General features: G+C 76.0%; 8 protein-coding genes. 4 read left to right on the top strand and 4 right to left on the bottom strand.

All coding sequences use genetic code 11. From position 1 onward, the window contains the following. On the top strand, positions 1-979 hold a 979-nt coding region (locus EF918_RS28595), incomplete at its 5' end, for an iron-containing redox enzyme family protein (protein WP_260610768.1). Positions 980-985: 6 nt separating this feature from the next. Next, complete coding sequence (locus EF918_RS28590; protein ID WP_125651825.1) at positions 986-2,014, top strand: DNA topoisomerase IB; 1,029 nt, start codon at positions 986-988, stop codon at positions 2,012-2,014. 50 nt (positions 2,015-2,064) lie between these two features. On the opposite strand, the gene EF918_RS28585 is transcribed toward EF918_RS28590, so the two are convergent. Both EF918_RS28585 and EF918_RS28580 read right to left on the bottom strand, forming a co-directional pair. Next, positions 2,065-3,276, bottom strand: coding sequence for a PP2C family protein-serine/threonine phosphatase (locus EF918_RS28585; RefSeq protein ID WP_125651824.1), 1,212 nt, complete (start codon positions 3,274-3,276; stop codon positions 2,065-2,067). Further along, positions 3,266-4,216, bottom strand: coding sequence for a Rieske 2Fe-2S domain-containing protein (locus tag EF918_RS28580; protein WP_125651823.1), 951 nt, complete (start codon positions 4,214-4,216; stop codon positions 3,266-3,268). The genes EF918_RS28585 and EF918_RS28580 overlap by 11 nt, the downstream gene beginning before the upstream one ends. A 138-nt stretch (positions 4,217-4,354) precedes the next feature. Here EF918_RS28580 and EF918_RS28575 point away from each other — a divergent pair, with 138 nt between their 5' ends. Beyond that, positions 4,355-4,849: a flavin reductase family protein gene (locus tag EF918_RS28575; protein ID WP_125651822.1), complete on the top strand. Its 495-nt coding sequence runs from the start codon at positions 4,355-4,357 to the stop codon at positions 4,847-4,849. A gap of 37 nt (positions 4,850-4,886) precedes the next feature. On the opposite strand, the gene EF918_RS38630 is transcribed toward EF918_RS28575, so the two are convergent. Continuing rightward, complete coding sequence (locus EF918_RS38630) at positions 4,887-5,864, bottom strand: helix-turn-helix domain-containing protein (protein WP_125651821.1); 978 nt, start codon at positions 5,862-5,864, stop codon at positions 4,887-4,889. 147 nt (positions 5,865-6,011) lie between these two features. Continuing rightward, a complete protein-coding gene (locus EF918_RS28565; RefSeq protein ID WP_125651820.1) occupies positions 6,012-6,758 on the bottom strand; it encodes an SDR family oxidoreductase in 747 nt (248 codons plus the stop codon). A gap of 594 nt (positions 6,759-7,352) precedes the next feature. Here EF918_RS28565 and EF918_RS28560 point away from each other — a divergent pair. Beyond that, a partial coding sequence (locus tag EF918_RS28560) for an MFS transporter (RefSeq protein ID WP_260610765.1) occupies positions 7,353-8,231 on the top strand: 879 nt, incomplete at its 3' end.

The raw sequence follows: 8,231 nt of genomic DNA, 5'->3' as shown, positions 1-8,231 counted from the left end.
GCTCCGCCGTGCGGCCGTCACCACCGCCCTCCTCACCGGCCGCACGGCGGAGCACGCCCTGCCGGCCGCCACCGCCGCCGAGGACGCCGACGGCCTCGGGGAGGACCTCCAGCTGGCCCTGTACCTCCTGTACGAACTGCACTACCGCGGGCTGCCCGGCGTCGCCGACGCCCTGGAGTGGGACCCCGACCTGCTGCGCCTGCGCGGAGCGCTCGAACGGGCCTTCCTCACCGCCCTCGACGCCGCCCTGCCCCACGGGCGCACGGTCGCCGACGCCTTCGATCCCCTGCTCAGCGAGCCGGCCGACACGACCGGCAGCGTCAGCGCGTACCTGTGCGAGCGGGCCGACCTGGACCTCGTACGCGAGTACGCCGCCCTGCGCTCCCTCTACCAGCTCAAGGAGGCCGACCCGCACGCCTGGGCGCTGCCCCGGCTGACCGGCCGGCCCAAGGCCGCGCTCGCCGCCATCGAGTACGACGAGTTCGGCGCCGGCCACCCCGACGCCGTGCACGCCCAGCTCTTCGCCGACCTCATGGCCGAACTCGGGCTGGACCCGCGCTACGGCCGCTACCTCGGCCACGCCCCCGCCGTCGCCCTGGCCACCGTGAACCTGATGTCCTTCTTCGGTCTGCACCGGGCCTGGCGCGGAGCCCTCGTCGGCCATTTCGCCTGCGTCGAGACCGTCTCCTCACCGGGTGCGCGCCGCCTGGTCAAGGCGCTCACCGCCTGCGGAGCGGGTCCGGCCGCCCTCCACTTCTACGCCGAGCACGTCACCGCGGACGCCGTCCACGAGCAGGTCGCCCGCCGCGAGGTCATCGGCGGCCTGCTGGCCCAGGAACCGTGGCTGGAGGACCAGGTGGCCTTCGGCTGCGACGCCACCGTCCTGCTCGAACAGCGGCTCGCCGACCACGTCCTGACGGCCTGGCGGGGCGGACGCAGCGCCCTGCGCCACGCGGCCGACCTCCTGCCCGTCCACTGAGCCACCATGGCCGACGCCCGGCTGCGCACCAGCGATCCGTCCCGCCCCGGCTGGCGCCGGGTGCGCCACGGCCGGGGCTTCCGCTACCTCGACACGGCCGGCCGCCCGGTGACCGGGGAAGGACGCGACCGCGTCACCGCCCTCGTCATCCCGCCCGCCTGGCGGGACGTATGGATCTGCCCCTGGCCCAACGGCCACATCCAGGCCATCGGCACCGACGCCGCGGGCCGCCGCCAGTACCTCTACCACCAGCGGTTCCGCGCCCAGCAGGAAGCGGCCAAGCACGAGCACGTACGCCGCGTGGCCGCCGGCCTGCCGCGGCTGCGCGAGGCGATCGCCGAGGACCTGGCGAGCCGTGGCCTCGGGCGGGACCGGGTCCTGGCCTGCGCCGCCCGGCTGCTGGACCTCGGCTTCTTCCGGGTGGGCGGCGACCGCTACGTCCGCGACAACGACAGCTACGGCCTGACCACGCTGCTGCGCGAGCACGCCGCGTGCCGGCGGGGCGAGATCTGCCTGGACTTCCCCGCCAAGTCGGGCCGGGAACAGACCCGCGCCCTCGTCGACGGGCCCGCGTTCACCGTCGTACGGGACCTGCTGCGGCGACGGGCCCCCGGGGACCGGCTGTTCGCGTACTGGCACGGCCGGGCCTGGCACGACGTGCACGCCGAGGACCTCAACGCCTACCTGCGCGACCGCTCCGGTCACGACATCACCGCCAAGGACTTCCGGACCTGGCACGCCACCGTCCTCGCCGCCGTCGCCCTCGCCGTCTCGCAGCGCGCCGCCGACGGCTCCCCGACCGTCCGCCGCAGGGCCGTCGCCCGGGCGGTCCGCGAGGTCTCCGCATACCTCGGCAACACCCCCGCCGTCTGCCGGGCGTCCTACATCGACCCGGTCGTGGTGGAGCGCTTCGAGGCCGGCCGCACCATCGCCGCGGACCTCGGCCGCCTCGGCGAGGACGCCCGGTACGGCCGCCCGGCGACCCAGGGCGCCATCGAACGGGCCGTGCTGCGCCTGCTGCGCGAGACGGACTGAACGCGCCGGGCCGGCAACGGGCCGACGGGCCCTGGGCGAGGTGCCACGGCTCAGACGGAGGGGTGCCACTCCGCCAGGAGGATGGTCGCGTCGTCGTGCAGCCGCTGGTCCTGGTGGGTCAGCAGCTCCTGCACCAGCCGCCGCAGGGCCTCCGGGGCCGGGGTGCCCGCGGCCATGGAGCGGATGACGGTGTCGGCCAGCCGCTCCTCGCCGAACAGTTCGCCCAGGGCCGAGCGCGCCTCGGTGACCCCGTCGCTGTAGAGCAGCACCCGGTCCCGGGGCTGGAGGCGCGCCCGGTGCTGCCGGGGCGGCCCCTGGTCGCGGACGCCCAGGCCGAACGGCAGCTCGGCCGGGCGTTCCAGGGCGGCCGGCACCACGTGGCCGTCCCGGATCAGCAGGGGCGGCGGATGGCCGCAGTTGATCCAGGTGAACTCGCCGCGGTCGGTGTCCAGGTGGGCGAGGATGCCGGTCATCAGCCGGTCCGGGATCCACTCGTGCAAGGTCCGCTCGATGGTGTCGGCGATCTCGGTCAGGGAGCCGCCCGACCTGCGGGTGGAGCGGCAGGCGGCCAGCCCGGCCGCGCTCGTGCCCCCCGCCGCCAGGTCGTGCCCCATCGCGTCCAGCAGGGCCAGGTGCAGCAGCCCGTCGGCGAAGTTGTGGTCGAAGGCGTCACCCCCGATGTCGTAGGCCGGTTCGAGCACGGCGGTCGAGGTCACCTCGGTGGTGCCGATCGTCCGCGGCGGCAGGAACGCCCACAGCAGCTCCGCCTGCAAGGTCATGGGCCGACTGCGGCTCCTGACCACCAGCAGGTCGTTGTGGGTGGACTTCGACACCACGACGAGGGCCGCCAGCGAGGCCAGTGCCTGGCCCACGTCCAGCTCCCGCTGCAGCATCACCGGACCGGTCGCCCGCATCACCCCGATCCGCTCGATCCCGTCCACCATCGGCAGCCAGGCGGTCGTCCGGTCCCTCGACAACTGGATCCGCTGGGTGCGGTAGGCGAGACCCGCCAGCGAGCCGTCGATGTCCAGGGGCCGCGCCTCGTGGTCCGCCTGACGCGCCTCCGCGCTGCCCGGCCGGCGGGCCGCGAGCTGCGGCAGGGCCAGCAGCCGCATCTGCTGCACGTCGGCCAGGTACAGCCGCGTCCCGGTCAGGCCCAGCCGCCGCGCCGCACGGTCGATCAGCGACGGCACCTGACGCGCCGACGCCTCGTGCGAGTGGGACAGCACCCACTGCAGGACGGGCCCCGTCCTAGCCGTCACCGGACCGCCCCTCCTCGGCGGCGGGCCCGGCCCGCCCCGCCGCGGGACCCCGGCGGTCGTGGCCGTGGCGCAGCCGAGCCTGCACCCGGCCCTCGACCACCCGGGTCTCGAAGGCCGGCTGCGGGGCCGTCGCCGGGCCCTTGACGTTCCAGCCGTCCGACAGCCGGAACACGCTCCCGTGCCAGGGACAGCGCACACAGCCGTCCGCCAGCTCGCCCTCGGACAGCGGGCCGCCCATGTGCGCACAGGTGTCGGCCAGTGCGCGGACGGTGCCGTCCGGCTCGCGGACCACGAGCACGTCCACGCCGTCGACCCGCGCGCGGGTCGCCCGGCCCACCGGGAAGGCGGCCACCGCGCCCAGCGGGTGCCAGCCGTCCCGCACCAGGTGCTCGACCTGCTCGGCGTGGTTGGCGCCGGCCGCCTGGCGGTAGGCCAGATGGCCGCCCAGGGCGCCCGCCGCACCCACCGTGGCGAGCCCGGCCATGGCCAGCGCCTTGCCGCGCCACGGCCGGCCGCCGGCCCGCGCGACGAAGGAGCCCGTGTAGAGCGCGACCGCCGCGCTGTTGGCCAGTGCGTGGACCAGGCCGGTACGGGCCTGCTCGGGCGGCAGTTCGGCCCAGTCGGCCCAGCCCGCGGCGGCGGCCGGCGCGGCGGAGAGCAGCCCGACCCCGATCAGGACCCGGGTGGCGCAGCGCTGCCCCGGGAGCAGGTCCAGCACGGCCGCCGAGAGCCAGGTCCCGATGGGCACCTGGACGAGCAGCGGGTGGGCCGGGTGACCGAGCGGACGGCCGTGGAGCAGATCGCGCGCCGGGCCGAGCGGAACGGCCCGCACCGCCCGGCGCAGGATGCCGATCACGGCATCGGCCTGCGATGCCTGTTCGAGGCGCTCCACCGCGGTGAGCAGGGGACCCGGGCCCGGTGACGTGCGTAGCGTGTCCATGGGGCCGCGTCTACCCGGCGGCGCGGGCGGTATGTGACACACGGCCGGACGGGTCGGTGGCGGGGGACAGGTGCATGGCGGCCGGGCGAGCGGGCAGGAGCCGGGCCGTCGGACGCCACGGACAGGGCGGGAGCGATCATGCCGGAACCGGACCTGGGGGCCTTCGCCTTTGCGCAGGACGGCCCGATGTACGTGGTCACGGCCGCGGCGGACGGCCTGCGCGGCGGCTGCCTCGTCGGCTTCGCCTCGCAGTGCTCGATCGAGCCGCCGCGTTTCGTGGTGTGGCTCTCCGTCGCCAACCACACCTACGAGGTGGCACGCCGTGCCCACCATCTGACCGTGCACGTGCTGCGCGAGGACCAGAAGGCGCTGGCGCGCCTCTTCGGCAGCCACACCGGGGACCGTACCGACAAGTTCGCCCGGACCGGCTGGCGGCCCGGACGGGAGGGCACTCCCGTCCTGGACGACGTGGCGCACTGGTTCACCGGCCGGATCGAGGCGATCGTCGCCGGCGGCGACCACGAAGGCTTCCTGCTCGTGCCCGTCGACGGCTCCCCGCCGGCCCCCGGACCCGCCGGTCCGCCCCTGCGCTACGGCGCCGTGCACGACCTCAGCCCCGGCCACCCGGCCTGACCCTCCCGCGCGCGACCACACCGCGGCCGCGGCCCGGTCACCGTTGCAGGGTGGCCCCCGGCCGGACCCCGTACGCCTGCCGGTACAGCCCGGCGAACCGCCCCGCATGGGCGAAGCCCCAGCGCGCGGCGACGATGCTGACGGTCGTGCCCTGCGCGGGGTCCGAGGCCAGCAGGTCCTGATGGGCGTGGTCCAGCCGGACCCGGCGCAGATAGCCCAGGGGGGTCGTGCCCGCATGCCGCCGGAAGGCGTACTGCAGGGCGCGCGGGGTCACGTGCGCGGCGGCGGCGATGTGCCCCAGGCCGATGTCCGTGTGGGCGTTCTCGTCGATGAAGAGCACCGCCCGGCGCAGGGCGTCCGGAGTGGCGTCCAGGCTGTCGGCCGGCACCGGGCCGCCGGCGAGGTTGTTGGGGAAGACCGCGAGCGCGACCGCGGCCAGCAGCCGGCCCGTCTCGCCCACCAGCAGCGGGGGCACCACGGCCGTGGCCGCCACCAGCACCCGGTGGGCGTACTCGCAGCTGGAACGCCACAGCTGCTCGGCCTCCGGGCCGGCGGCCCCGGGCGAGGTGAACCGGACGTGGACCGGCTGGCGCTCCGTGGGGGACCCGGCCGCCTGCCGCAGCAGCGGGACCGTCAGGGAGGTCACCTCCAGCACCGCCGACCGCGCGGTCAGCCGTAGCGGCACGGTGGCCGTCGTGCAGACGTAGGGCCGGCCGTCGCCCAGGACACAGCCGGGGACCACGGCGAGCTCGCCCCGGCGGAGCTGGAGGACCAGGGCCTGGCCGTCCGGATCCGGTTCGAGGGTGAGACCGCCGCCGAGCTGGACCTCGTCGAGCTGGTACGTGCCGCAGTCGAGCCGGCTGTGCCGCAGGGTGACCGCCTCGGCGCCGGGGACCGGGCCGACCCGCGCCCCGTAGGCCGCGCGCAGGTACGCGCAGGCCGCCACGGTGTCCCGGCCGGCGAAGGACCGCCGGGCCGGCGGCGCGAGGGGCAGCACGGCCTGGGTGGTGGTCATCGGTCCCCTGTTCCTCGTAGGAGGCGACCCCCGCCGGGCCCGGACGGGGCGCGGCTCCCGCCGCGCTCGGTTCCACGTCCTCGCGCTGCCGGAGCGCCTACCCGTCCCGGGCGGGTTCAGGCCAGTGTGCCCTGCCGGAGGCGTGGCTCAGGGCCAGGAGGTCTCCCGGCGGGGGACGATCACCACTTCGGGCACCCCGCTGCCGCCGGGCACCGACAGGGCGTACATCACGGTGTCGGCCACGATGTCGGGGTTCTGCAGCAAGGAGACGTCCGTGTCGGGGAACCGCTCCATGATGAAGGCGGTCTCCATACCGCCCGCGATCACCCCGGTGATCCCGATGCCGAGGCAGTCGCGTTGCGCCTCCTTGAACAGCGTGTGCGTGAACGCCCGCAGCCCCGACTTGCTGGCGGAATAGGGGCCCGCCTCGGTCCAGGTACGGCACGCGGCCGTGGACAGGATGTTGACGATGTGTCCGCCGCCCCGCGCCACCATGCGGCGGTAGGCCTCCAGACAGAGGTACATCGGCCCCAGCAGGTTCGTGGTCACCACCCGCGTGACCTCGTCCGCGGTCAGGTGCTCCGCCGACTTCGACACGTCCACGGCGGCACAGTTCACGAGGATGTGCAGCGCGTCCCCCGCCGTGTCCAGGTCGCGGAACACCTCCGCCACCTGCGCCGGCTCGCGGACGTCGACCGGCACGTAGCGGGCCTGCTCGCCGCGGGCGGCGAGGGCCTCGCAGAGGTCCTCCGCGAGGTCCTGCCGTACGTCGGCCACCAGGACGGAGGCCCCCGCCGCGGCCAGGCGGCGGCAGATCGCCGCGCCCAGACCGCGCGCGCCACCGGTCACCAGGGCCCGCTTGCCGTGCAGGTCCAGCTGCGTCGAGCCGTCCATCGGATCACGAGCCTTTCGTCGCCGCTCACCACGACGCGTGCCGGCGGCCGCCGGCACGCGTCGGCCGTGCCCTCCCACTGTGGCCCGCCGGGGCCCGCGCGGCACCTCGGGACGGGCCACGTGGCGCCGACGCGGCGGCGCCCACGGGGGGCCGGTCGGAGGGTGTGAGCAAGCCCACGTGAAGTCCAACCGGGTTTGGCGGCGGCAGATTTGGCGGCTGTCGCCGCCACCAGTGAGCGCGGTCACGCCCGGCCCCCGGGCCGGGTCTGTCAGCATGGCGCACCGGGACGGCCCCCCGCCCGCACGCACCCTTTCGGCCTTGCCGGAACACCCGACCGGACAGCCCGCCCGGGCCGGTTCCGGGCCGTGCGCCGGTGCCCGGCAACGCCGAGGTACCACCGGCGCCCGGTCGCGTTCGGGCGCATCCGGTCTCCCGGGGCAGGTGGGCCACCGCTGCACCCCCGGGTGCGGTCGGTGCCGGACCTCCCGGCTGCGCCGGGTGTGCCGCCGCACCGGTCCTCCGTCCCGCCCGCTCCTTCTCCCGCCCCGCCCCGCATCCCCGGTTCCTTCGTGCCCTCTCCTGCTGCTGCCCCCGTGGTCCCGTCCCCGTCCCCGTCCCCGTCGTCCTCCGACCGCTCGCCCTGGCGGGCCCTGCGCCACCGCGGTATGCGGTGGTGGGCCGCCGCCAACTTCGTCTCCAACGTCGGCACCTGGACCCAGCTCACGGTGCAGAACCTGCTGGTGCTCCAGATCACGGGCTCGGCCGCCGTCACCGGCCTGTCCGTCTCCCTCCAGGCGGCCCCGGGCCTGCTGCTCGGACTGGCCGGGGGAGCGGTCGTCGACCGCTGGTCGCACAAGGTCACCGCCGCCGTCTGCCAGAGCGTGCTCGCGGTGGTGGCGTTCGCGACCTGTCTGCTCGTCCTGACGGACCGGCTGGACCTGCCCGCCCTCATGGCCCTGGCCCTGGTCACCGGAGTGGTCGCCACGGTGGACGGACCGGCGTGCTCGCTGCTCGGCAACGGTCTCGTCCCCGCCCGGGACGTCCCGTCCGCCATCGGGATCGGCTCGCTCGTGCACAGCGCCGGCCGGCTCGTCGGCGCCGCCCTGGCCGGCGTGACGGTGGCGGCGTTCGGCACGGCGGCCGCCTACGCGGTCAACGGGCTGTCCTTCCTGTTCGTCGCCTGCGTCATCCCCTTCCTGAGGCCCGCCGCCGGCGCGGCCGGCGCCACCGGTGCGGCCGACGCGCCCCCCGGCGCGGCCGCCGGGCCCGCGGAGCCGGAGCCCTCCGGCGTACGGGCCGGGCTCGGCCACTTCTTCGCCCGGCCCCGGCTGGTGGCACTCGCCGCCATGAACGGCGTCAGCGCCCTGTTCGGCCGCAACTACTCGCTGACGCTGGTGGTGCTGGTCACCGGGCCGCTCGCCGGGGACGCGGCGTCGTTCTCCGGTGTGTCCACCACCCTCGCCGCGGGCGGG

The organism is Streptomyces sp. WAC06614 (assembly GCF_003949795.1).
GTDB lineage: Bacteria > Actinomycetota > Actinomycetes > Streptomycetales > Streptomycetaceae > Streptomyces.
The sequence above is the reverse complement of the archived record's forward strand: the minus strand, read 5'-3'. Positions and strand labels throughout refer to the sequence as shown.